This window comes from Paradesulfitobacterium ferrireducens (assembly GCF_017310645.1).
GTDB lineage: Bacteria > Bacillota > Desulfitobacteriia > Desulfitobacteriales > Desulfitobacteriaceae > Paradesulfitobacterium > Paradesulfitobacterium ferrireducens.
Map to the genome: position 1 here is coordinate 94,456 of NZ_JAFLRH010000002.1, position 24,770 is coordinate 119,225.

Below are 24,770 nucleotides of genomic sequence, written 5' to 3' on the forward strand. Positions count from 1 at the left end.
GAAAATAGGAGGGATGCAGTTGATTGTAGCAGCCACACAGGAGATTTTAGCGAGGCATCAGGCCAAGATCCTCGAGGATACCGGTGAGCAAGTGTATATTTATCCCTCGCTTGAGCAAATTCCGCAGCCAATTGCGGATAAGACAGAGATTTTAATAACTTATGGCATTACCTTAACGAAGGCCGAGCCGCAACCGCTGAACCTGGCCCGTTTCCCGAAGTTGTGCTGGATCCAAATTTTAAGCGCCGGCCTTGAAGGCCTGCCTGTAAGTGAAATTCAAAAGCGCGGGATTCTGGTGACGAATGCAGCCGGTGTTCATGGGGCGCCCATGAGTGAATTTGTGGTCTATTGCATGCTGCATTTTAGCAAAGACATGGAGCGTTACCAGCAACTAAAAAAGGAAAAAAGGTATGACCGGACCAAGCTGGTCGGAGAACTGGAAGGACTGGAAGTCTTAATCTATGGAACGGGCACCATCGGGCAAGCAGTTGCCCGCATGTTAACTTTATTTAAGGTGAAGGTTTTCGGGGTCAATACCACCGGGAGAGCGGTGGAGCCGTTTATTGAGACCTACACGCTCGCGCAAGCGGCCCGCAAATTAGCGACGGCTGATTACGTGATTTCGCTGCTGCCGTCAACCCCTAAGACCCGCGGTTTTTTTTCGCGGGAATATCTTGCCCGGATGAAGAACGAAGCAGTATTTATTAGTATAGGACGGGGCGATGTTGTGGATGAACAAAGTCTTGTCGAGATGCTGCAGCAGGGGAGATTGAAGGGGGCTGCTTTAGACGTATTTGAGCGCGAGCCGCTGCCCCCGGAGAGCCCGCTCTGGGACTGCGAGCATTTAATCTTGACACCGCATATGTCGGCCAAATCCATTTATTACATCGACCGCTGCGTGGATATCTTTATTCAAAACTTATTGGCTTTCCGCTCCGGCGGCTCCATGCTTAACGTGGTGGATTTTGCAAGAGGATATTGACCTGATGCTGCGGTAGTGGTATGGACAAAATTTTGAACTAAAGGTTTGGGCAAGGAGAGGAATATATTGTACCGCGAACTTAAAAATGTAGCTCTAGCTGAACAAGTCGAGAAGATCACCACGTCTCTCGTTCAGACACTGAGCATCAACGGAACGAAGGGAGAAGTGGAGATCGCTGATCGTATCGAAGCGATTCTTCGTAGTTATCCCTATTTTCAAAGTCATCCTGATCGAGTCTGGACTCAAGCATTGCCTCATGATCCTTTGGGTAGAAAAAATGTGTTTGCCCGCCTCAAAGGTGGCGGCAGTACGAAAAGAACGGTTATCTTTCACGCCCATCTGGATACCGTAGGAATTGAGGATTATGGTCATTTGCAAGGGCTGGCGCATAACCCTGAGCAATTGCTGCGGTTTTTTGAAAAGTGGGAGGAAAACAAAGAAATTCAAGTCCAAGCTTTATCAGGTGATTGGATGTTTGGGCGCGGGGCAGTCGATATGAAAAGCGGAATCGCGGTCCATCTGGCCAATGTGCTCTACTTTTCGGAACACAGGGAAGATTGGGCCGGGGAAATTATTTTCATGGCCAATCCGGTGGAAGAAAACCAGCATACCGGAATCATGGCTGCAGTGGATGAATTGTTGCGCCTGCGCCAGGAGGAAAAACTAGAATTCATTTGTGCCATCAACACTGACTATATTTCCCCCTTATTTCCCGGAGACAGGACTAAATATATCTATACAGGGGCAGGAGGCAAGCTTTTGCCTTGTTTTTACGTTTATGGCCGGGAAGCGCATGTGGGCCAGACGTTAACGGGTCTGGATCCCACTCTGGTTACCTCGGAGCTGAATCGCCTGATTGGCAATAATATGGACTTGACGGAACAGATGGAGGGTGAGCTGATCATACCGCCTTCCACCTTGCATCAGAGAGACAGCAAAGCTTTTTACAATGTCCAGACTGCGGTGACAGGCCTGCTCTATTTTAATTTCATGGTTTTGGCGGCCTCACCCAAAGATGTTTTAGCCAAACTAAAAAATGTGGCCTTACAAGCGGTGGCCAATGTCCAGCATTACTATGAAGAACAATACCGGAGTTTTGCTGAGACGAACGGTTTCCCGGCAGAGCTTCCTTCATGGAAGATGGAAGTCTATACTTATCAGGAATTTTGTGCGAAACTGGCCAAACAAGGGGTGAACGTCGCGGAAGTCACAGCGAGAGTCGTGGCTGAGCAGCCCGACCTGGAGCTGCGCCAGCTTTGTTTCCGCATCGTGGATACCCTGCGCCAACTGGATCAGAAGGCAAACCCCTGCACGGTTATGTTCTTTGCACCTCCCTATTGCCCGCATAATTATCTTAAGGGAGATAATGCGAGGGATGAAGAAGTTTTAGTTACGATCAAGCAAGTGCTCAAGCATTGGGAGCACACGTCAAATGAACAATTTGCGGTCAAACGTTTTTTTCCCTATCTCTCAGACAGCAGCTACTTATCCTTGCATGATACGGACGAAGAAGTGGCTGCTCTGATTGACAACTTCCCGGAATGGGAAAAAATCTATCCTGTCCCTGTTGCCAAAATACGGGAACTCAATATTCCGGCGATTAATGCCGGGGTCTACGGCTTGGATGCCCACCGCTGGACGGAAAGAGTCTACAAACCATATTCGTTTGGAATCGTACCCAGGCTGATCAGGGATATGAGCCTATCCTGGTTGCGCAAATGAGTATGCCGGGGGCAGCGTCGAAAATGAGGATATGAGCGGGAGCTAGCATTTGAACGAGAATATGAGCGGGAGAACACTAAAGGAGAGATGGAATATGGATGCTACAACGAAGTCACTCTATGAACGGGCTCAAGCTGTCATGCCTCCCGTTGCGGGGAGAGCAACCCAACTGGGCGTGGTTAAAGGGCAGGGTTCATATTTATGGGGAGAAGACGGCAAGAAGTATTTAGATTTTGCCAGCGGGGTTGCAGTTACCAATGTCGGTCATAATCATCCCCTGGTGATTGAGCGGGCTAAAGCTCAAATTGATACTTTAGTTCATGGCGGCCATAATGTCGTGTATTACCCGGTATATGTTGAACTGGCGGAAAAACTGAATGAACTGAATGGCGGCGGCTGCAAGGTTTATTTTTCCAACAGCGGGGCGGAAGTGAATGAAGGCGCTATTAAACTGGCTAAGAAGGTTACGCAGCGCCCCGGGATTATTTCTTTTAAACGCAGCTTTCATGGCCGGACCTTGGCCGCTACCACCTTAACTGCTTCCAATGCCCTCTACCGTAAAGATTACGAGGGTTTATTGCCCAGTGTTTATCACGCGGAGTATCCTTATGCCTTCCGAACCGGCTTAAGCGAGGAACTGGAAACGCAGCGTTGCCTCGCTGATCTGGACGATATTTTCCATTTTCTAATTGCGCCGGATCAGGTGGCAGCGATTATTATGGAACCGGTCCAAGGCGAGGGCGGATACATTGTTCCGCCGGTATCTTTTGTGAAGGCTATTCGTGAGATTTGCGATAAACATGGGATTATGTTAATATTTGATGAAATTCAAACAGGTTTTGGTCGTACCGGTAAAATGTTTGCTTGGCAGCATTTCGATGTGAAACCGGATATCTTAACGCTAGCCAAAGGGATTGCCAATGGATTTCCATTGAGCGCGATCGTGGCGCGTGCCGATCTAATGGACCAGTGGCCGGCAGGAACCCATGGCGGCACGTTTGGCGGCAATCCGGTCGCCTGTGCCGCTTCTTTAGCCGTGATTGAGCTCTTGGAAGGAGGTTTGCTGAATAACGCTTTGGCCATGGGCCAATACTTTAAGGACCAATTGAACGAACTGAAAGAATCTTATCCGGCAATCCGGGATATCCGCGGTTTGGGTCTGATGATCGGAATGGAGCTTATGACGGAGGACCGCAAACCGGATGCCCAAGCAGTCAGTCTGCTGAAGGAGAAAGCGTTGGAAAAGGGACTCATCTTACTAACTTGTGGGACGGATAAAAATGTTATTCGCTTTATTCCGCCGACGGCGGTGTCCAAACCGGAAATCGACCAAGCGGTAACTATTCTCCGTGCAGCTTTAGCTGAAATATTTGTTTAACCAGTGGTTGGCTAGTTTCCTCACATTTGCTCGGTGCAGCGGGGAAGGATTTGCTTCAATTGGGGAGAATAAGATAATCGAGAACTCCAATGATTTGTTTTAAGGCAAAGATAAAAGAACGGGTCAGGGAGATCGAAGAAGTTTAGCGTAACTAGGTGGGAAGCATATGATATCCAGACGCAAGGCATCCGAACAAATTGTTGAAGAATTGATGAGAATGATTCAGTATGGTCATTATGCCCAGGGAGACCGCTTGCCCTCGGAAAACGAATTGGCCAAGATGTTTGGGGTAAGCCGTTCCCCAGTGCGTGAAGCCTTGAGCGTCCTGACGACTTCTGGAATAATTGAGTCGCGCCAGGGTGGAGGAAGCTATGTCAAAGCTGCACTCGACAGTCCGGTTCTGCAGCCGCTCGTTGATAAGGTCATGGATCTGAAAGATACGCTTTATCTCTTGGAAATGCGGCAGATGATCGAGCCGGGGGCGGCAGCGCTTGCTGCCTTAAGATATGACAAGCGGGATTTGGAGAATATGGAAAGGGCGTTGAGCCGGGTTGAAGCCGTGAGCAGTAATGACCAAGCCGTTGGCGAAGGGGAAGACTTCTCTTTCCACCGGGCCATTGTTATCGCTGCCCACAATCCGATCATGTTGGATATTATCAATTATATTTCAGAACACTACCATAGAAGCCTTGCCCTTACTCTGACTCAAAATGTGGGCCGGCAACGCAAACGCCAGCAAGTCTATAAAGAGCACGTTGCCATTTTTGAAGCAATCAGAGACAGACACGCTGATTTGGCCAAAGTCCAAAGTGAAGTTCACTTGCAAAAAGTCAGGGAAAAAATTACGGGTACTGACCATACATCGCCAGCCGAATGAATAAAGGAAAATAGAACGGGGATATGCTCTACCGTTCTTTCTTTTACGAAAAAATTCTTATTGTCAAGCAAGAATGTATGGTGTTAAACTGTAGTTGTCATACAACATACATATACTCAGGAAAGAAAACATGATCGGGGAGGTAGTGACATCTTTATTTCAGTGAAGAGGAGGAGAATGCATGAGCAAATCGTACAATCCCTATAACAACATGTTGGAAGTTCTGGAACAGGCGGCAAAATTATTAGATCTAGAAGAAAATGACTATGTGACGATCAAGTATCCGGAAAGAGAATTGAAGGTAGCTGTACCGGTAGAGATGGACGACGGATCGATCAGGGTCTTTGAGGGCTACCGGGTACAGCACTCCAGTTCGAGAGGACCGTGTAAAGGCGGTATTCGGTATCACCAGGATGTTGATATCGATGAAGTGAAGGCACTGGCAGCTTGGATGTCTTTTAAATGCGCAGTCGTAAATATACCTTACGGTGGTGGTAAGGGTGCTGTAAAAGTAGATCCAAAAGAACTTTCTAAGAATGAATTAAAAAAACTCACAAGAAGATATACAGCCATGATCCTGCCCTTGATCGGCCCTGAACGGGATATTCCCGCACCTGATGTGAATACGGATGCCGAGGTAATGGGCTGGATTATGGACACCTACAGCATGTTTAAGGGTTATACCGTTCCCGGAGTTGTAACAGGTAAACCAATAGATATGGGCGGTTCCCTGGGGAGACGGGAAGCTACCGGACGCGGAGTTATGTTTATGACTCGCGAGATACTCCACCGCATAGGGATGCCCATCATTGGCACAAAAGTTGCCGTGCAGGGCATGGGGAATGTAGGTGGAACAGCAGCTAGGTTATTGCATCATGAAGGCTGCAAAATTGTCGCTGTGAGTGACGTATCGGGGGGAATCTATTGCAATACAGGTCTAAATGTTGAGGAAATCTTAAGTTTCCTAGCGCATAAAGACGGAAAAGTCCTAAGGGATTACGATGCCCCCGGTGTCGCCCATATTAGCAATCAAGATTTGCTGACGATCGAATGTGATGTGCTCATACCTGCTGCTTTAGAGAACCAGATCACAGAGCGGATTGCTGCTGATATCAAAGCAACGGTAATTGTTGAAGGCGCGAATGGTCCAACAACGGTGGAGGCGGATAAAATTCTCGAGAAGCACAATAAGATGATAGTCCCGGATATTTTGGCTAATGCCGGTGGTGTTGTTGTCTCATATTTCGAATGGGTACAAAACATTCAGTCTCTGATGTGGGATGAAGAAGAGGTTAACCGTGCTCTTGAGAAAATAATGATCAGGGCCTTTAACGAAGTATGGGATAAGAAAAATGAAAATAACACAACCATGCGCATGGGTGCTTATATGGTAGCCATTGACAGGATGGTCCGCGCCAAGAGGATTAGAGGCGTATTTCCATGATTGACGAGAAGGTTATAAACGAGTTTTCCCAAATCGTGGGGGCAAGAGGCTTATTGAACGAAAATTTAGACCTGTTTACGTATTCTTACGATGCTTCGTTCTTGCCGCTGCTTCCGGCGGCTAAACCGGACTTGGTGCTTAAGCCTCAGTCAACGCAAGAAGTTGCCGCCATCATGAAACTGGCGCATAAGTACAGGATACCGGTCGTGGCCAGGGGTTTGGGCACCGGCCGTACCGGGGGCAGCGTTCCGGCCGAGGGTGGTCTCGTGTTGTGTCTTGATGAGATGAATCAAATTCTTGAGCTCGATGACCAAAACCTGATGCTGACGGTTGAACCAGGGGTAAAGACACAGGATATCTACCAGTTCTGTGCCGAGCGGGGGTTGTTTTATCCGCCTGATCCTTCCAGTCTCAAACAGTCCACGATTGGGGGAAATATTGCGGAAAATGCCGGGGGGCCGAGGGCTGTCAAATACGGGGTGACAGGAGATTATGTGATGGGGCTTGAGGTCGTTCTGGCTGACGGGAGCGTGCTCCAAACCGGGGGCAAGATGATTAAAAATGTCACAGGGTATGATCTGACCCGGTTGTTTGTTGGCTCGGAAGGGACTTTGGGAATTATCACCCGGGCCATTCTGAGGCTGATTCCTATGCCCAAAATCCGGCGAACGGCACAGGCTTTGTTTGACTCCTTGGACGGAGCCTGTGCAGCGGTAAGCCGGTCCATTAAATCGGGGGCCATTCCGGCAGCCGCGGAACTGATGGATCAGATCAGCATTGAGGCCGTTGCCAAATTCAGGAATATTGAACTCGATCCGAGGGTTAAAGCCGGTGTTATCTTTGAGTTCGACGGGGACAGCGAGGCCGGTTTGGACGCCCAAATCGGGGAAGCGGAGAGATTATGCGCCGAGTGCGGCTCTGTGCAATTCCGGATTGCCAAGACCAAAGAGGAGGAAGATGAACTCTGGAGTTTGAGGAGGGGCATGAGTTCTGCAATTGCGGCCCTTGCTGCGAATCGAATAGCCGAAGATATTTCAGTGCCGCGGGCTGCTTTGCCGGAGATTGTCAAACGCTTGCGGGAAATTGCGGCCAGATATGGTTTGCAATTGGCGGTATTCGGTCACGCCGGGGACGGCAACTTGCATCCTTCCCTCCTGGCAGACCTGAACGCTCCGGGGGAAAAGGAAAAAGTGGAGCAAGCGGTGGGCGAGATTTTCCAAGCAGCCTTGGCGGTGGGCGGAACTCTGTCCGGCGAACACGGGATCGGGCTTACCAAAAAAGACTATCTTGCTGACGCTTTGGGAGAGACGGGTATGGCTGCGATCCGGAGCATTAAAAAGGCTCTGGATCCGGCAGGAATACTGAACCCGGGGAAGATCTTCTGAGAATGGATGAATGTGCGTGAACAAGACTGAAAAGATGTCTCTTGCTAAGATCCAAGCGATCGTTAACCAGTGTGACCGCTGCGGGGCCTGTTTAACTGTTTGTCCGGTGTATGACGTGGCTCACCGGGAGGCGGCAGTAGCCAGAGGCAGGCTCGCCACGGTCAGAGCCATGGCCGAGGGCGGATTAACTCCTGATTCCAAGATGGCGGAAGCCTTTGAATTTTGCCTGTTGTGCAAGGCGTGTACGGAGAATTGTCCGAGCAAAGTTAAAACGGACGAGGCAATGATTGAGGCCAGGCAATATATGGCTGTGAAGTTGGGGCGCCGGGCCAAGCACCGCCTGCTTGCAGGCTTTCTAGGAAATAACGTACTGATTAAATTGGCGGCTGGGACATTGAAGTTAAGCAAGAAAACCGGCTTAGGCGGACTGCTGCGGTGCGTGGTGCCGTTGGAGCACACTAAGGCCGGCTATCGGGAAATGGCTGCGGGACCCGCTGCCTTTCCTGCCCTCTCAAACATACCACATCCGGAAAGGCCGCATCCCGGTAAAATTGCCTATTTCCAGGGGTGCGCAATGAAGATGTTCTTTCCGGCGGCAGCCCAGGCAACAGTCAAATTGCTGAGCCGGACGGCTGAGGTCACCATTCCGGAGAGTGCCTGCTGCGGGATGCCCCATTTGGCTCATGGCATGGCGGATCAAGCTCAAGCATTGGCCAAGAAGAACATTGAAGCTTTTGCGGATGCGGATCGGATCATTACGGATTGTGCCAGTTGCGGCAGTTCCCTGAAAGAGTATGGGCACCGCCTGGCGGCTGATCCTCAGTGGGCCGCAAGGGCACAGGAGTTTAGCAGCAAAGTGATGGGCCTAAGTGAATATCTCTATGATGTCGGCTATCAGCCAAAGCAGAAAAACGCTTTGAGAGTAACTTATCATGATCCTTGTCATCTTGTGCGGGGGCAAGGAATTAAGAAACAGCCAAGGGACCTTTTGCAGCGTGCCGCCGAGTATGTGGAAATGCCCCGGGCTGACAAATGCTGCGGCGGGGCCGGCACCTTTTATCTGGATTTTCCGGAAGCATCCCGCAAAATTTTAAGCGAAAAAGTAAAGAACATCGAAAGCACGGATGCGGATGTTGTGGTGACAGAGTGTCCGGCTTGTTTAATGCAGCTGGCGAAAGGAGAGCAGCAAAGCGGCCGTTTCAAAGCAATGCACATTAGTCAGGTGTTATAAATAAGTTAATGTGATTAGCCAGGAGTCAGGAGACAGGAGTCAGGAGTCAGAATGTGAGACCCAGTGCCACGGGACTTGTCCACGGAAACAAGTGCGTTAGTCCGTTCAAGGACTAACGGGACTGATGCCGCGAGTGCCAGGACGGCACAGGAGCGGCGCACTTCAGGTATTACCCTAAGGTTTGGCGCTGTAGCTGAATCAACAAGCTCATCCTTCGGCGAACAGCTTCACGCTGTTCGAGCATCTGGCGCGTGGTACGATTGTCTCCGGTGGAGGCAATCGCCGAAGCCGCAAACCAGAGAGAACTACTTTCGCGGCGAAGGATGCGGGTAATGCACCTTGACTTTTTTCTTTCATCAGTAGTGCCGCTTGGAAGGGAGGATGGCACATGAGTTTAGAGCAGTTGCTTGCCCCGATCCAAATTCCCAGAATGGCAAGAATAAAGCAAAGTTTTCCTAGACCTATAGTGACAGACATTCCTAAAGCATTAAGAGAAAGCTTGGTGCATCCGCAAATTCTCGGCAGAATCAAAAGCGGGGACAGGGTGGCTGTCACGGCCGGAAGCCGAGGCATCGCGAACATAGCCCTGATCCTGCGCGAAGTCTTGGCGAATTTGAAGGCAGTGGGCGCAGAGCCATTTATCATTCCGGCCATGGGGAGTCATGGCGGGGCGACAGCAGAGGGACAAGTTGAAGTACTCCGCAGCTTGGGAATCAGCGAGGAGACGGTGGACGCTCCGATCCATGCCAGCATGGAAGTGGTGCAAATTGGAGAGACAGCCGCTGGGATACCGGTCTACTTTGACAAGTATGCAGCCACGATGGCGGATGCGACCGTGGTGGTTGGCCGGATCAAACCGCATACTACTTTCCGCGGGTCTTTTGAGAGCGGGTTGGCTAAGATGATCGCAATCGGGCTAGGCAAACAAAAAGGAGCAGAGTGCTGCCATGCCGCAGGCCCGGCGCAGATGTCCCAGAGAATAGAAGACATTGCCCGGGTGGCCCTTGAACGATCCAATGTCATTTTTGGCGTAGGCATTTTAGAGAATGCGTATGACGAGACCTGCAAGATTGTTGTCCTTCCCAAAGAAGAAATTTTAGCGTGTGAGCCGGAGCTCCTGGAGGAGGCTCGGAGCAATTTGCCGCATATCCTATTTTCAGAATTTGAAGTTCTCATTGTTGATGAGATTGGCAAGAACATCAGCGGTTTGGGTATGGATACGAATATTATCAACCGGTTTCCGACTGCGGCAGTTAAATGTAAGCCGAGTATGCAAAGAATCGCCGTTTTAGACTTGACCGAGGAAACCCATGGCAATTTTCACGGTCTGGGCTTGGCCGATGTATGTACCAGAAGGGTGTTGGATAAGCTTGATTTTAATCAAACTTACCCTAACCCTTTGACCTCCAGAGTGCCGGAAGCATCGAAGATCCCGGTGGTTATGCCTAATGATCTGCTGGCGATTAAAGCGGCTATCCAGACGTGTTCTGAGGTGGATTACACCAAGATTAGAATGGTTAGGATCAAAAATACCTTGAAATTGGATGAGATTTTTATTTCGGAGCACCTCATTCCTCAAGCACGGTTAGATTCCAGGATAGAGATCGTAGGGGATCTTCGGCCGCTGCATTTTACGGAGAGCGGGGAACTATTAGCAGATTAATCTTAGGGTTAGGAGGAGACTGGGATCATGATTCAGATCGAAACCAATAAAACTCCAAAATGTGAGCTTGAAATCAAAAAGCAATGGTGCAAAGGGTGCAACTTATGTGTCGCTGCCTGCCCGCGCTCGGTGTTGGCTTTAGATTTATTGGGCAAGATTAAAGTCGTGGAAGCTGAAAAATGCATTGCCTGCGGCCTGTGCGAGAGCACCTGCCCGGATTTTGCAATTAGGGTGATAAAAAATGCGTGAATTAGCAGAAGTTCGCTTAATGCAAGGCAATGAAGCCTGCGTCCAAGCGGCTCTCGATGCCGGAGTCCGCTTTTTCGGGGGTTACCCCATCACTCCCTCAACCGAAATCGCCGAAGGCATGGCCGAAAAGCTCCCGGCTCTCGGCGGCAAGTTCATTCAGATGGAAGACGAGATCGCGAGTATCGCATCCATCATCGGAGCTTCCCTGGCCGGAGTCAAATCCATGACCGCCACCAGTGGTCCCGGCTTTTCCCTGATGCAGGAAAACTTAGGCTATGCCTGCATGACCGAAGTCCCCTGTGTCATTGTTAATGTTCAGCGCGGCGGGCCGAGCACCGGCCGTCCCACCGCTCCTGCCCAAGGGGATGTCATGCAAGCCCGCTGGGGGACACACGGGGATCATCCGGCCATCGTCCTCTCTCCCTGGTCAGCCCAGGAAACCTACACCCTGACGGTGAAAGCCGTGAACTTATCCGAACGCTTCAGAACCCCGGTTATCCTCCTTATGGACGAAGTGGTGGCTCATCTGCGTGAAGGGGTAAGAATGCCGGACCCGCGCCAATTAAAACTGATTGAAAGACCGCGTCCCCAGGGCGGACGGGAAAATTACCGGCCGTTCGGCGGCGCGCTTGATGAGGTCCCAGCAGTGGCAGACTTCGGTATGGGCTACCGCTGTAATGTCACCGGACTCGTGCACGATGACGTCGGACACCCAAGCGGCAGTCCCCAAGTCACGAATGACCTTATCCGCAGGCTCAGCGGAAAGGTCGAAGCCCATCGGGATGAAATCATCGATTATGAACTGACTCAAACAGGGGATGCCGACATGGTCATTTTTGCATATGGCAGTACCGCCCGCACTTCTTTACGCGCCCTGAAGCTGGCACGGGCCCAAGGACTCAAAGTCGGCATGATCCGGCCCACCACCCTCTGGCCTTTCCCGGAAAAAGCCATCGAGGAAGTTGCAGAGAGAGGGATTCCAATCCTCGTACCGGAAATGAACCTGGGCCAGCTGGTTCTGGAAGTTGAGCGCATTGCTAAAGGCCGCTCCCTGGTGCAGCCTCTCAGCCGGGTGGATGGGGAACTGTTTAACCCGGATGAGATCCTGGAAGCAGTGAAGGAACTAAAGCCTGTTAAGTCTCGTAAATCCTCTAAGAAGGAGGGGATCTAAATGTCATTCGATGTTATGGACTACTTCCGGCAAGAAACCCTCCCGCATATTTGGTGTCCTGGCTGCGGCAACGGCATCATCCTGCGCGACTTCGCCGTCGCCCTGGAACGGTTAAACTACCCCCGGGACGAAGTCGTCATCGTCTCCGGCATCGGCTGTTCCTCACGGGCCGCAGGGTACCTCAACTTTGACACGGTCCACACTACTCACGGACGGGCTCTGCCCTTTGCCACCGGCATCAAACTTGCCAACCCCAACCTCAAAGTTTTTGTCATCATGGGTGACGGCGATTCCTCAGCCATCGGCGGCAACCATCTGATCCACGCCGCCCGCCGCAACATTGATTTAACAGCTATCATCTTTAACAACAACATCTACGGCATGACCGGGGGCCAGTTCTCGCCTTTAACCCCCCGTGACAAAAAAGCAACTACCGCGCCCTACGGCATGATTGAACAATCCTTTGACATCTGCCGCCTGGCTGAAGGGGCGGGAGCAACCTATGTCGGCCGCGCCACCACCTACCATAACCAGCTTTTAACCCAACTTATTATTGATGGAGCCCAAAACCCCGGCTTTTCCCTGATTGAAGCCGTCACCCACTGCCCCACTTCCTACGGGCGGCGCAATGGCATGGCTTCTCCCAGCGATATGGTGCGCTGGCAAAAAGACAATGCCGTTTGGATTGACAAAGTACGCGCCGGAAAAGCGGAAGTTAAAGACGGACAATTTACCATCGGGCTTTTGCACCGGCATGAAGCCCCGGAATTTACCCAAGCCTACATGGAGGTGATCAAACGTGCCCGCGGACAAGAGTGAACAGGTTCAACAAAATCCTGAACAAATGAAGCAAACTTGGCCTGACCCTCTCCAAATCCAGCTCTCAGGTTCAGGCGGGCAGGGTTTGATCCTGGCCGGAATCATTCTCGCCGATGCCGCTTTAAGCGAGGGCTATAATGCCATCCAGACCCAGGCCTATGGTCCGGAAGCCCGGGGAGGCGCCTCGCGCGCCGAAGTCATCCTCTCCAGCGACCTTATCGATTACCCGCATGTGCAACGTCCGGACATCCTGCTCGCCTTGACCCAGGAAGCCTGTGACAAATACCTGCCTTCTGTCTCAAAGGAAGCTTTGGTCATCGTGGACTCTCTGCTCGTGGAACGGGTGCCGGAGACCCAGGCCAATGTCTTACAACTGCCGATTATCCAAACAGCTAAACAAGACTTGGGCAAAGAAATGGTCGCCAACATCGTGGCTCTCGGTGCCTTGAACCGCGCCGCCGCTCTGGTAAGCCCGGAAGCTTTGGAAAAGGCTGTCCTTAAGCGGGTTCCTAAAGCTTACGCAGACTTGAATAAAAAGGCCCTGGAGGCTGGGGAAAAGCTCGTTAGATTATAGTAATCAGGAGTCAGAATGGAGAATGGTTGAGCCTAAGACTCAAATCCAAATTCCTAATCTCATAGCCTTATTTCAAGGAGGGAAAATCGAATGAAAGAAATGCTTGAGAAATACCGGGGCAATTTCAGGATGCCCAGTAAACCCATTCCGTTGGAAAAAGCGGAAAATAACGCGTCTGCCCAGCAAATGGTGTATGAAAACCTGCGCGATGCCATTCTTTCCGGCGTCTTGCCTCCTGAGCACCGCCTGTTGCAGGATGAAATCGCGGTTGAGCTCTCTGTGAACCGCATGGTGGTCAGGGAAGCGCTCTTGCGTCTTGAAGCGGATAGTCTGGTCGACTTTCACCCATACAAAGGCTTTTCGGTTGCAACCTTTACTCTGGATGACTTAAGAGAAATCTACTTCATGCGCGCCCTCTTAGAAGGAGCGGCCATCCAGCTCGCCTGCAACAACTTAACGTCTGACGAGCTCAAAGAACTGGGGCAAATCTGCGCCGGCATGGAGAAATGCCTCGAGACTACCGATTTAACCGAACTGTCCAAGCTCAATGTCTCTTTTCACCAAACCATATACACTGCCGCCAAATCCCCCCGCCTCTACAAAATGATCGTGCATCTTTGGAATGGCTTCTTAAAATCCAGCATCAGCTTCCTCACCCTGCGCGCCCCCATCATGGTTCAGGAACACAAAGCCATTTATGAAGCCCTGTTGGAGCGTGACTCTGCGAAGGCCAAAGAGAGAATCGAAGAACATTTAAACAGCGCCTTAAACGACCTGCTCGAATACTGGAGCCAACGCATAGGTTCTGTAGAATAAATAATTTTGTGAGAAAGGATCAAGCCCATGAAGCTTTACGAATACATGGCCAAAGACATCTTCCGCCTAAGTGGAATCCCCGTTCCCCAAGGGGCGGTCTTTACCCAAGCGGAAAAGGTTACAGAGTTTGTCAAAGAGCATGCCCCGGTGGCCTTGAAATCCCAAGTGCTTTCCGGCGGGCGGGGCAAGGCCGGCGGTATTAAATTTGCGGACACCCCCGAAGATGCTGCCGAACGGGTCCGAGAACTCCTAAACCTAAAAATTAAAGGTTTGCCGGTAGAAACCATCCTCATCGAAGAAAAATTAAAGATTGAGAAAGAACTCTATGTTGCCATCACCGTGGACAGCCAGGCCAAAGGTCCGCTCCTCCTTGCATCCGCTGCCGGAGGCGTGGAAATCGAAGAGGTTCCGGACGATAAGCTCATTAAACGTTTAATCGACGTCACGATTGGGCTGAGACCCTACGCCGCCCAAGACATCGCCCGCCGCTTAGGCTTAAGCGGAGAGGAAGCATACCAAGCCGCTGACATTATCCTTAAAATGTACCAAATCTTCCGTGCCTATGATGCCGAACTGGTGGAAATCAATCCTTTGGTGATATCCAAAGGCCAAGTCTTGGCTGCTGACGGCAAAATCACCCTTGATGATGAAGCCTTTTTTCGCTATCCGGCAGAGGTTCCTAACGTCGAAGAACGGACCGAGCGGGAAGTCAAAGCGCGGGAGCTTGGCATCTCCTACGTCGAACTCGACGGAGACATTGGAGTCATGGCCAACGGAGCGGGAATTACCATGGCCACTCTGGACATCATCAAGCATTTCGGCGGGGACCCGCGCAACTTCATGGACGCCGGCGGGGGCGCCGGCACCGAAGCCATGGCCCAGGCCCTGGAAATTCTCCTTTCCGCCAACCCCAAAGCGTTGCTTATCAATGTCTTTGGCGGAATCACCCGCTGTGATGATGTCGCCAAAGCCTATGTCCAAGTCAAGAATTCGCTCGACATCCAAATCCCGGTTGTCATCCGCCTGGTCGGAACCAACCAGGCGGAAGGGGTCGCCATCCTGCGCCAGCACGGCATCGACTCCTATGAAGAAGTTGCGGAAGCCGTCCAGCGCGTTGTAGCCCTAGCCGGTGAAGGGAGGCTAAACTAATGGCTATTATCCTGAATGAACACACCCATATCCTGGTCCAAGGCATCACCGGCAACCAAGGACAGTTCCACACTGCCCAGATGCTGGCCTACGGAAGCAAAATTACAGCCGGGGTCTCCCCCGGCAAAGGCGGGCAGGAAGTCCAAGGGGTTCCGGTCTATCATAGTGTTGCCGAAGCGGTCACTCATGAACGAATCGATGCCTCCGTCATCTTCATACCCGCCAGATTCGTCAAAGATGCCGCCTACGAAGCCATGGAGGCAGGGATAAAAACCCTGGTCATCATTACCGAGCACGTCCCCTTGCATGATGCCATAGATATCATGGCCTTCGCCCGTAAAGAAGGGGTGGAAATCGTCGGCCCCAACACCTTTGGCGTGATTTCTCCCGGAAAATCCAAAATCGGGATCATGCCCAACAGTATCTTCCTCCCCGGGCAAGTCGGAGTGGTGGCCCGCAGCGGCACCTTAAGCTATGAAATCGTGTCCCATCTCTCCAAAGCGGGGATCGGACAGTCTACGGTCGTCGGTTTAGGCGGGGATCGTATCGTCGGCTATTCCTTTGTCGACATCTTAAAGAAATTCGAAGCCGACCCTGAAACCCAAGCCGTGGTCTTAGTCGGGGAAATCGGAGGCAATGCGGAAGAAACCGCTGCCGACTATATCAAAGGTATGAGCAAGCCGGTGGTCGCCTTCCTCGCCGGGAAAAGCGCCCCTCCCGGGAAACGGATGGGCCATGCCGGGGCTATTATCGAGCGGGGGAAAGGGACGTTCCAGAGCAAGGTGGAAGCCCTGACAGATGCCGGGGCCAAGGTGGCTGCTTTGCCTTGGGAAGTAAGCCAGCTGCTTTCTGAAATAATGGGGAGTTAGCTATATTTTATATACAAAAAGCAGGAATTTTACAGAAATTCTCGAATTTACGAATGTTAGAGGAAAATTCTGCAGTGCATTGACATTAGGAGGAAAGGACCAAAATGTTAAGTCAAGTCCCGCTCGCTCAGATTTTGACAGCGGTCTTTGAATCCATCCATGAGGGTATTATTGTAACCGATCATACCGGTCAAATCATTTTCTACAACTCAGAACTGGGACGGTTAGAAGATTTAGATCCAGCCGATGTCATCGGGAAGCACCTAAGCGATGTTTATGATGCGGTAACTTTTGACACGAGCGAGCATCTCCATGTGATTACGACCGGAGAACCTATCCTGGAACAGAGAAGAACCTATTTTACGGCAAACGGCAAAGAGATTAACATCGTGGCCGGCACTTTTCCGGTTTGGGATCAAGGGAAAGTAGTGGCGGCCTACTCAGTGTGCCGCGATATTACTAAATTCAAAGAACTGTTGGACAAGACAATCCAACTTCAGGATCAAATTGGGCGGGATCGGGAGAATATTAAAAATAATGGCACCCGGTATACCTTTGACTCTTTGGTATATGCGAGTTCTGTGATGCAGAGCCTGCTTAATTCCGCTAAAAAAGCAGCTGAAGCGGACGGGTCATTGCTTATTTTCGGAGAGACCGGAACCGGGAAAGAATTGCTGGTACAAGCGATTCATAATTATAGCAGCCGCAAGGACGAACCTTTTGTAGCCATTAATTGCGCAGCCATTCCGGAAACATTATTAGAAAGTATCCTGTTTGGAACGGTGAAAGGGGCTTTTACCGGTGCAGTCGACGGGAAGGGGCTGTTCGAACAGGCCGGAAAAGGGACTCTGTTTTTAGATGAGTTGAATTCTATGAGCATCGGTCTCCAAGCTAAACTTCTGCGGGTATTGCAAGAGAGATCGATGCGCAGAGTGGGCGGAACTACGGAAATTCCGGTACGCTGCCGGGTTATTAGTTCAACCAATGTCGACCCGTGGGAATCCATCAATAACGGAAGTATGCGCAAAGACTTATTTTACCGTTTGGCGGTGATTTCCCTTTACATTCCACCCCTCAGGGAAAGGAAAGAGGACATCGGTGCCTTGCTCGGGTATTTTCTGCAGAAGTTTCAAAGGATTTATGGCCGCAAAGAAATTCGGATTTCCGCAGAACTCAAGGACGCATTTTATAGCTACACCTGGCCTGGCAATGTGCGGGAACTGGAACATGTGCTGGAAAGCGCAGTCAATATGCTGGATGGGGGACAGGTGATTAAAATTGAACATCTTCCGCCCTATTTAAAAACGAGATTTTCCGACCAGGAGCCGGCCTTATTAGGAAACGCGCTCAACGCTGAGGGCACTCTGGCCCAGATTCTGCACGATGTTGAGAAACAAGTGTTGACAGATGCGCTGAAAGCCCATGGGGGAAATATAACGAAAGCGGCCGAGTCTTTAGGAATCGCGCGTCAAAATCTGCAATACCGCATTCGGAAACTAAATTTGGATCAAACGGGATAACACGTGCAAAAAATATTGGCGGTGGCATGAAATTTTGCATCTGCCTTGAAAACCTGATTGCACTTAAGCTCAAAGCCCTCTTCTCCCTGCAACGGGTGCAAATAAAGTATGCACTGCCTTGTGAAGAAAGACCTTAGCTGCAACCTTTGCAATTATCTGAAAGTTGGTACGGGTTTTGCATGATTTTATTGGAATAACGAATCGAGGTGGGATTATGGACATCAATTTAGTGGATTTCTTCCAGCGCAATACCAGAACGATTATGGAATATACGGAAAATCACTTTACTCTGGTATTGTCAGCCGTAGTGATCTCACTCCTAATTTGGGTTCCGATTGGGCTTTTGCTGACTAAAAGCGATAAATGGGCAGCAAGGATCATGGCTCTGGCCAATACGATTTTCTGTATTCCGAGCTTGTCTTTGTTCGCGATCATGGTGACCATACCGGCGCTGGGTTTGGGCAGGAAGTCAGCCCTTCTGGCCTTGGTGCTGTATGCGATGATGCCTCTGATCCGCAATGTTTATGACGGGGTTAAGAACGTCGACCGCAATGTGATTGAGGCGGCCAAAGGCATGGGCATGAGTTCAGGCCGCATCATGCGGGAAATTCAGCTCCCGCTTGGACTGCCGGTCATCTTTGCCGGCTTTCGCATCACCGTGGTTATGACCACAGGAATTGCAGCCATTGCCACCTACATCGGGGAACGGAATCTCGGCCGCTTTATCCAGGAAGGCTTGGTCCGGTCCAATACATCCATGATTATCATGGGCGCGCTGATTATTTCAGTGATAGCCATTGCTTTAGACACGATTCTGGGCGGGATTGAAAAACTGGTAATCCCCAAAGGCCTGAGAGCTCGCAGGTAAAATTCGCAAGCTAAAACGATTCGAAAGTTATAAACAATTCCCTTAGATGCAGCACCATCCGTATAAATACCGGCGGGTTGATCCTGACCGGCGAACAACTTTCGTTAGAGGGGGATGCCGAGTGATTGAGCTCAAAAACGTAACCAAACAATATCCGGGTCAACCCCACCCAGCGGTTGATAGCCTGACTCTTACCGTCCCTGAAGGGGAAATCTGCGTCCTTGTCGGGCCGTCGGGCTGCGGCAAGAGCACGACCCTGCGCATGATTAACCGCATGATTGAACCGTCGGCCGGCAGCATTACCATTAACGGCCAAAGCGTTATGAATAATGACCCGGATCACCTGCGCATGGGGATCGGGTACGTCATTCAGCAAATTGGTCTTTTGCCCCACCGCACGATCGCAGAAAATATCGCCATTGTACCGAGATTATATAAATGGCCCAAGGAGAAAATTGTCCGCAGGGTTGACGAGCTCCTGGTTATGATGGGCTTGGATCCGGAAAAGACCAGGAGCAAATACCCGTCCCAGCTGAGCGGCGGCCAAATGCAAAGGGTCGGGGTGGCGCGCGCCATGGCCGTTGACCCTCCGATTATGTTGATGGATGAGCCGTTCGGAGCGGTTGACCCCATTGCCCGCACCCATTTGCAGGATGAGTTTTTGCGCCTGCAAAAGGAAATTCGCAAGACCATCGTTTTTGTGACCCATGACATCAATGAAGCCATTAAAATGGGAGACAAAATCGCCATCTTCGGCGAGGGGAAATTAGTTCAGTTTGGCACTCCGGAAGAGGTTCTGACCAACCCTGCCAATGAATTTGTAGAGAACTTTATCGGGTATGACCGGATCGTGAAAAAGCTGTTCCTGTATCAGGTGCAGGAGGCCTACCGGCCTGCGGTCTGCCGTCTCCGCCCGGAAGAAATCGGGAATGCTTTAAGCAAAATGCTGGCTGAAAAGGCGGAAGTGGCCTTTGTTCTGAATGAAGCGGACAAGCCTTGCGGTTACCTGACCCGGGAAGAGCTGGAACAAGAGGAAACAGCCCGTGACGCCGACGGATTGCAAAAGCTGGCCGCCCGCAGGAGCAAAGCCTTCGTTCAAACCACCACCCCGCTGCCGGATGCCTTGTCCGTCATGTTGGAGTATGATGCGGAGTATGTGGGCGTGCTGAAGAACGGGCTGCTTGAAGGTGTGATGTCATTCAAGGATATTCGCCGCCATGTTTACCGGAGAGAGGGTGAGTAAATGAAGATGTCCTGGGAACGCTTCCAGATCGCCCTCTTTGAGAAAGCCCCGGAAGCCGTGCTCACCCACCTGTTGATTGTAGTGATTACGGTCGCGCTGGCGATTCTCATCTCCGTTCCCCTGGGAGTACTGCTGACCCGGCCCAGATACCGCAAGTTCGGGGTGGTGGCCCTCAATATCTTAAATATTCTCAATGCCATTCCAGGGATGGCCGTGATTGCGCTCGCGCTTCCTATCCTCGGATTAGGGATTAAGCCAGCGGTAGTGGCGCTCCTGTTTCAGAGCTTGCTCCCGATCGTGCGCAATACCATCGCCGGGCTCCTGGAAGTCAGTGCCGATGTCAAGGAAGCGGCCGCCGGCATGGGCATGAACCAACGCCAAATTCTGCTGGAAGTGGAAATGCCGCTGGCAATGCCGATTATCCTTAGCGGGATCAGAACATCGACAGTATACGTCGTGAGTGTGGGCACCCTGGCCGCTTTGATCGGAGCAGGGGGTTTGGGCAATATGATTATCGGCGGCTTGGCGTTGTTTATGCCGGAATACCTGATCGTCGGTGCGGGGCTGGGCGCAATTATGTCCATTTTCTTCGACCGGGCGCTCAGTTATTTGGAATATAAAATCACTCCGCCCGGTGTCCGGGCCAACTGACTAACTTAATGGATTCAGCAGGAAGGAGGGGTTAGGAGCAGCGCAAAGACAGAAGATATACTTAAAAGTTAAGCACAATTGGGAAGGAGATTGAACTGGATGAAACTATTCAAGAAAAGATTGGCTCAAATCGGTGTTGTTTCTGCCCTGATTCTTACGCTGGCCCTGGGCGGCGTAGCCGGGTGCGGAACACAGTCCGGCGGCGGAGAAACAGCCAAAAAAGGCCCGACCATCAAGATTTCTTCTAAAACCTTTACCGAGGCTCAGTTGCTCGGAACCATGACCCTGCAGTATTTGCAAAGCAAAGGGTATCCTGTAGAAAATAAAATGGGCCTTGGGGAGCTGGCGGTAATCCGGCCTGCGCTTGAATCCAAGCAGATTGATTTGTATTGGGAGTACACCGGTACCGGTATCTTGGCACTCATGAAAGCCAACCCGATTTTTGATGAGAAAGAGGCTTATCAGACGATCAAAGATTGGGATGCCAAAAACGGGATTGCCTGGCTTGACTATGCTCCTCTAAATGATACCTATTCCATTGTGACCCCGAAAGAAGTAGCAGACAAATATAACTTAAAAACCACCTCTGACTATGTCAATTTAGTGAAGAGCGGTACTCATCTCAAGTTTGTCAGCTTTGTGGAATGGGATGAAAGAGCAGACGGGCTTCCCGCTTTTGAAAAGACCTATGACTTCAAAATGCCGAAAGAAGACATTGTCGATGTAGCTATGGGCTTAAACTACGATACCCTGAAAAATAAAAAGGGTGACCTGGCGTTAGCTTTTACCACGGAACCACGTATCATCACGGACAACCTGGTCGTTCTCCAAGATGATAAAAAAGCCTTCCCTGTATACAATGCTGCTCCGGTTGTAAGGCAGGAAATCGTTGATGCTTATCCTGATTTGGCCAAAGACCTGAAAGCTTTGAGCTCCGTACTGGATACACCTACGATTACTGACCTCAACAAACAAGTCGATGTGGACAAAAAGTCCATCGAAGAAGTATCCACTGCGTTCTTAAAGAGCAAAGGGCTCATTAAGTAGCCCCCTTAGTCAAGGGTAGGTGGTCTACAGACCCGCATCCTTCGCCGCGAAAGCAACCCTCTGTGGTTTGCGGCTACGGCGTTAGTCTGCACCGCAGACTAACGTACCAGGCGGCGGAACTATTTGCTTGTCGACTCAGCTACCGCGTCAAACCTTCGGGTAATACCTGAAGTGAACCGTGACGCGGCTTAACGCATCGTCGACGGCGCTCACGACGCTCCTCTGCTCTGCGGTTCACTAAGTCTGTAGCCCACCTCCTCTCTAGAAATAAGTTGGGTAAATTTTAATAAAGATATTAGCCGTTGCGCCCGCCTGGACCTTAGTCTGCGGGCGCGGCGGCTCACACACTTGCCTCGTCTCATAAAGAAAGGAAGGCTTTTTTTATGTCCAAAATTGAGCGTTTTATCGAGTTATTTAAGGTGCCGGAATTTGTCGGTCCTTATTTATCTTATTTTGTAACGGAACGTGAGATCGATCTGATCATAGTTATGGATGGTGCGGGACTGAATGCCAAAGAAGCTGCAGCCAAGCTGGGCATTGAGCTTAGTCAGGCTGAGGAGCTGCTCGAAGATAGCTATCACAAGCACGTGCTGAACCGGGAAGAACATAATGGAGAGGTGCGCTACACTGCGGGCGACTTCTATGACAAGCTGGATTACCAGTGCAAATTCGGAGAAAATTATCACGAACTGGACAAAAGCGTGCGGGACGCTTTGGACCGGTGGTGTTATGACGTATATAAAGAAGGGATGAAGCCCTATCTCGCTCAACTAAAGCGCGGGGAAAAGGTGGAGCGGGCACCGGAGACCTACGAGCTGCTCGGGAATTTGGATGAGTTTATAGATTCCGCGCGCGAGATTCGCCTAGTTCCCTGCAACTGCCGCCGTTTAGCTGAAAACTGTGAACGCCCGACCGAAACTTGCCTGGCTTTTGATGATGCGATCACAGACAGAAACAACGGCCGGGAAGTGAGCAAGGAAGAAGCCAAGGAGATCGTGAAGATGGCGCATAAAGCCGGGCTCATGCACCAGGTAAACAGCGATTGGCGGGAAAAGGGTCCCTCCTGGATATGCAACTGCTGTTCCTGTTGCTGCTATCCCCTGCGTTTGGCCCAGGAAGAAGGGAGCAAAGGGGTATTTCCGGTAGTTAATTACGCAGCGGAGCGTGATACGGAGAAGTGCACGCACTGTGGGATTTGCGCGCGCACTTGCCACTTTAGTGCTTTTTACCGCACGGAAGACGAAATCTTGGTTAAGGGCAAAGCCATACTCCGGGTGGGATTTGACCCGGAGAAATGCTACGGGTGCGGTCTGTGTGCGGATAAATGTCCCACTCACGCGATCACGATGCAAATTTTAAGTGCAAAAGATTAATGCAACGCCAAAAAAATATGCGCCAAAGAAATCTTGCGCTGAACTTGGGATAAACTACGGGAAGCATATTTATTTGGCATATTGGCCGGAACAGCAGTTCAGCCGGGCTTTCAGCCTGCAACTTACAGGTGCAAAAATCAGGCTTCTATACTTCTCTAACTATGGCACGAAAATTGCAAATAATATTGCAACACAAGCTCAACTTCCTTCCAAATCTCTTTCATTCGATACGATCCATATATTAAAGCATGAGGAGGTCACAGGAGTAGATGACTAGATTTCGTTCCAATCAGACAGAACAAGCGACACCTTTGCTGCGCTGGGTGACAGACAGCCAATTAGAAGAAATACACTTGGCGACCCTGGAAGTTTTAGAACGGACAGGGGTTCAGGTGGATCACGCGGAAGCGCTCAAGCTCCTAAAAGATGCAGGTTGTATCGTTAACGGCAACCGGGCCCGAATCCCGGGCTGGCTGGTGGAAGAAGCAATCCGGATGGCTCCGCGCAAAATCGTGGTGGCCAACCGTAAGAAAGAGCGCGTGATGCCGTTAGAGAGCAACCGCACCTATTTTGGCACGGGCTCTGACCTGCCTTTTACCATTGATCTTGAGACCGGGGAATACCGCCGTTCCACTAAAAAAGATGTGGAGCTGGCAGCCCGGGTTATGGATTACCTGCCCAACTATGATTTTGTCATGAGTTATGCCATCGCTTCCGATCAAACCGCCAAAGTCAGCGATTTGCATCAGCTGCAGGCGATGGTTGCCAATACCGTGAAGCCGATGATCGTCACGGCCCACGATGAGCGCAATATGCGGGCTCAGCTCGAAATGGCCGCTCTCGTGGCCGGTGGGAGAGAGGAACTGAGAAAGAATCCGTTCCTGATTTTATATTCGGAGCCGATCTCGCCTCTGGTCCACACCAATGACGGTGTCGGCAAGATGTTTGCCTGCTTTGAATACGGAGTGCCGGTGGTTTATACCCCGGGGGTCCTGGCAGGCGCCACCACCCCGGTGACCAAAGCGGGAACGATTGTGCTTATGAATGCGGAAGCCTTGGCCGGGGTCGTCATGGCTCAATTGAAGCAAAAAGGCGCTCCGATTATCATTGGGGGTGGTGCGACTCCGATGGATATGAAAACCACCACCACGTTGTACGGTTCCCCGGAAACCATGATGAACTACGCGATTATGACCCAGCTGTCGCAATACTACGGGATTCCCAACTTCACGGAAGCCGGATGTGTCAATGCCCCGGTTCCGGATGCCCAAGCCGGGATGGAAGCGGGAACCGGGATTTTGATGGCCCAATTAATGGGGGCCAACCTGGTGCACGATGTGGGCTATCTCGAGGGCGGCAAAACCGGATCGTTGACCTTCCTCACCATGTGCAATGATTTTATGGATGCTGCCCGCTATATGGGTGCAGGCACCAAGATCAACCATGACACCCTGGCGGTGGACGTCATAGACGAAGTGGGACCCGGCGGCAACTATGTCACCCATCCTCATACCTTTAATTATTTCCGTTCGGAAATATGGACTCCGGCAACCTTTAACCGCCTCTTCTGGCAAAACTGGGAGGCCCAGGGCTCAAAAACTACGGAAGACAAAGCCAAAGAACTGGCCAAGGAGATCGTGGCCAAGCATACTCCGGAACCCCTTCCGGAAAGTGTGCTCAAAGGGCTGGATCAGATCATCGCCGAGACGGAAAAGAATTAAGGCACTGGGAGAGGGGGG

At 51.0% G+C, this 24,770-nt stretch carries 23 protein-coding genes; all 23 read left to right on the forward strand.

Translation table 11 applies throughout. The features are described from left to right. The first annotated feature begins 19 nt into the window (after positions 1-19). The 23 genes from J0X21_RS00600 to J0X21_RS00710 all read left to right on the forward strand — a co-directional run bounded on the left by J0X21_RS00600 (position 20) and on the right by J0X21_RS00710 (position 24,752). On the forward strand, positions 20-982 hold the full coding sequence (locus tag J0X21_RS00600) for a D-2-hydroxyacid dehydrogenase (RefSeq protein WP_206808597.1): 963 nt from the start codon (positions 20-22) through the stop codon (positions 980-982). A gap of 66 nt (positions 983-1,048) precedes the next feature. Next, positions 1,049-2,704 carry a M20/M25/M40 family metallo-hydrolase gene (locus tag J0X21_RS00605; protein WP_206808598.1) on the forward strand — a complete coding sequence of 552 codons (1,656 nt, stop codon included), beginning with the start codon at positions 1,049-1,051 and terminating at the stop codon, positions 2,702-2,704. A 94-nt stretch (positions 2,705-2,798) separates the two neighbouring features. Then, positions 2,799-4,082 (forward strand): aspartate aminotransferase family protein, encoded by a 1,284-nt coding sequence (locus J0X21_RS00610; protein WP_206808600.1) that lies wholly within the window; start codon positions 2,799-2,801, stop codon positions 4,080-4,082. Positions 4,083-4,248: 166 nt separating this feature from the next. Further along, positions 4,249-4,959, forward strand: coding sequence for a FadR/GntR family transcriptional regulator (locus J0X21_RS00615; protein WP_206808601.1), 711 nt, complete (start codon positions 4,249-4,251; stop codon positions 4,957-4,959). Between the two features lie 181 nt (positions 4,960-5,140). Further along, positions 5,141-6,403 (forward strand): Glu/Leu/Phe/Val family dehydrogenase, encoded by a 1,263-nt coding sequence (locus J0X21_RS00620; RefSeq protein WP_206808603.1) that lies wholly within the window; start codon positions 5,141-5,143, stop codon positions 6,401-6,403. Continuing rightward, a complete protein-coding gene (locus tag J0X21_RS00625; RefSeq protein ID WP_206808604.1) occupies positions 6,400-7,788 on the forward strand; it encodes an FAD-binding oxidoreductase in 1,389 nt (462 codons plus the stop codon). The genes J0X21_RS00620 and J0X21_RS00625 overlap by 4 nt, the downstream gene beginning before the upstream one ends. A 16-nt stretch (positions 7,789-7,804) precedes the next feature. Then, positions 7,805-9,019, forward strand: a complete 1,215-nt coding sequence (locus tag J0X21_RS00630) for a (Fe-S)-binding protein (RefSeq protein WP_206808606.1) — start codon at positions 7,805-7,807, stop codon at positions 9,017-9,019. Positions 9,020-9,407: 388 nt separating this feature from the next. Then, complete coding sequence (locus J0X21_RS00635; RefSeq protein WP_206808617.1) at positions 9,408-10,682, forward strand: nickel pincer cofactor-dependent isomerase, group 22; 1,275 nt, start codon at positions 9,408-9,410, stop codon at positions 10,680-10,682. A 27-nt stretch (positions 10,683-10,709) separates the two neighbouring features. Next, on the forward strand, positions 10,710-10,931 hold the full coding sequence (locus J0X21_RS00640; RefSeq protein ID WP_206808634.1) for a 4Fe-4S binding protein: 222 nt from the start codon (positions 10,710-10,712) through the stop codon (positions 10,929-10,931). Beyond that, positions 10,924-12,102 carry a 2-oxoacid:acceptor oxidoreductase subunit alpha gene (locus J0X21_RS00645; protein ID WP_206808635.1) on the forward strand — a complete coding sequence of 393 codons (1,179 nt, stop codon included), beginning with the start codon at positions 10,924-10,926 and terminating at the stop codon, positions 12,100-12,102. The genes J0X21_RS00640 and J0X21_RS00645 overlap by 8 nt, the downstream gene beginning before the upstream one ends. Beyond that, positions 12,103-12,921, forward strand: a complete 819-nt coding sequence (locus tag J0X21_RS00650) for a 2-oxoacid:ferredoxin oxidoreductase subunit beta (RefSeq protein WP_206808636.1) — start codon at positions 12,103-12,105, stop codon at positions 12,919-12,921. Beyond that, complete coding sequence (locus tag J0X21_RS00655; protein WP_328811939.1) at positions 12,902-13,495, forward strand: 2-oxoacid:acceptor oxidoreductase family protein; 594 nt, start codon at positions 12,902-12,904, stop codon at positions 13,493-13,495. The genes J0X21_RS00650 and J0X21_RS00655 overlap by 20 nt, the downstream gene beginning before the upstream one ends. Before the next feature lie 90 nt (positions 13,496-13,585). Continuing rightward, on the forward strand, positions 13,586-14,311 hold the full coding sequence (locus tag J0X21_RS00660; protein WP_206808637.1) for a GntR family transcriptional regulator: 726 nt from the start codon (positions 13,586-13,588) through the stop codon (positions 14,309-14,311). 27 nt (positions 14,312-14,338) lie between these two features. After that, positions 14,339-15,460 (forward strand): ADP-forming succinate--CoA ligase subunit beta, encoded by a 1,122-nt coding sequence (gene sucC, locus J0X21_RS00665; RefSeq protein ID WP_206808639.1) that lies wholly within the window; start codon positions 14,339-14,341, stop codon positions 15,458-15,460. After that, entirely contained in the window at positions 15,460-16,329 is an 870-nt protein-coding gene (gene sucD / locus J0X21_RS00670) for a succinate--CoA ligase subunit alpha (RefSeq protein ID WP_206808641.1), read from the forward strand. Before sucC ends, sucD begins: the two co-directional genes overlap by 1 nt. A gap of 104 nt (positions 16,330-16,433) precedes the next feature. Then, complete coding sequence (locus tag J0X21_RS00675; RefSeq protein ID WP_206808649.1) at positions 16,434-17,849, forward strand: sigma-54 interaction domain-containing protein; 1,416 nt, start codon at positions 16,434-16,436, stop codon at positions 17,847-17,849. 214 nt (positions 17,850-18,063) lie between these two features. Next, on the forward strand, positions 18,064-18,717 hold the full coding sequence (locus tag J0X21_RS00680; protein WP_206808652.1) for an ABC transporter permease: 654 nt from the start codon (positions 18,064-18,066) through the stop codon (positions 18,715-18,717). Positions 18,718-18,838: 121 nt separating this feature from the next. Continuing rightward, positions 18,839-19,960, forward strand: a complete 1,122-nt coding sequence (locus tag J0X21_RS00685; RefSeq protein WP_206808660.1) for an ABC transporter ATP-binding protein — start codon at positions 18,839-18,841, stop codon at positions 19,958-19,960. Next, on the forward strand, positions 19,961-20,611 hold the full coding sequence (locus tag J0X21_RS00690; RefSeq protein WP_236005988.1) for an ABC transporter permease: 651 nt from the start codon (positions 19,961-19,963) through the stop codon (positions 20,609-20,611). A 99-nt stretch (positions 20,612-20,710) separates the two neighbouring features. After that, positions 20,711-21,658, forward strand: coding sequence for a glycine betaine ABC transporter substrate-binding protein (locus tag J0X21_RS00695; RefSeq protein ID WP_206808662.1), 948 nt, complete (start codon positions 20,711-20,713; stop codon positions 21,656-21,658). Positions 21,659-22,041: 383 nt separating this feature from the next. Next, positions 22,042-23,031, forward strand: coding sequence for an ATP-binding protein (locus J0X21_RS00700; RefSeq protein WP_206808664.1), 990 nt, complete (start codon positions 22,042-22,044; stop codon positions 23,029-23,031). Then, positions 23,018-23,308 carry a hypothetical protein gene (locus tag J0X21_RS00705; RefSeq protein ID WP_206808666.1) on the forward strand — a complete coding sequence of 97 codons (291 nt, stop codon included), beginning with the start codon at positions 23,018-23,020 and terminating at the stop codon, positions 23,306-23,308. The genes J0X21_RS00700 and J0X21_RS00705 overlap by 14 nt, the downstream gene beginning before the upstream one ends. Then, positions 23,301-24,752, forward strand: coding sequence for a trimethylamine methyltransferase family protein (locus J0X21_RS00710; protein WP_206808676.1), 1,452 nt, complete (start codon positions 23,301-23,303; stop codon positions 24,750-24,752). Before J0X21_RS00705 ends, J0X21_RS00710 begins: the two co-directional genes overlap by 8 nt. Positions 24,753-24,770 lie beyond the last annotated feature (18 nt).